The sequence below is a fragment of the Sulfobacillus harzensis genome (genome assembly GCF_012933365.1).
GTDB classification, from domain to species: domain Bacteria; phylum Bacillota; class Sulfobacillia; order Sulfobacillales; family Sulfobacillaceae; genus Sulfobacillus_B; species Sulfobacillus_B harzensis.
In genome coordinates this window covers 1-409 of record NZ_JABBVZ010000350.1, presented here as the reverse complement: position 1 = coordinate 409, position 409 = coordinate 1, and the positions used below count along the sequence as shown (strand labels likewise).

Sequence of the window (409 nt, the reverse complement as noted above, 5' to 3'; positions counted from 1 at the left end):
TGAGCATTCGGGTGGTGGAAGGAGCAACGGTATGAGCGAGGATCGCTTAACTATCGAATGGCACGATGACGGTCTCGCCTTATGGGTGCGGGCTTGGGTCAAGGGCGTACAGCCGTTGGATCGCTTTCGGGCACGGCTTAGAGACTCGTATTACCTGATTAAAGAGGTGGGCATTGCGGTGGAGGATATTGACCATGCGGAGGTCCGCAAGGGCTATGGCCGCTATGTCCCCCATCAACATGTGATAATCGGAGATCAGCCCGGACGCGGGGCATTTCCGGTGACATGGGCGGAATGGGAAATGTAAAGATGCGCTATTAGCTGACCCTATCCGGCGTGGCGGCGCTGTCGATTCGGGTGCTAGAGAAAGGGGAGGGTCCTTCGTGAAGAAGCGGGAAGCGCAATGCCC

General features: G+C 57.2%; 1 protein-coding gene. It reads left to right on the top strand.

The window, feature by feature from the left end:
• On the top strand, positions 1-307 hold a 307-nt coding region (locus HIJ39_RS23445), incomplete at its 5' end, for a hypothetical protein (protein WP_207711907.1).
• Positions 308-409: the final 102 nt, after the last annotated feature.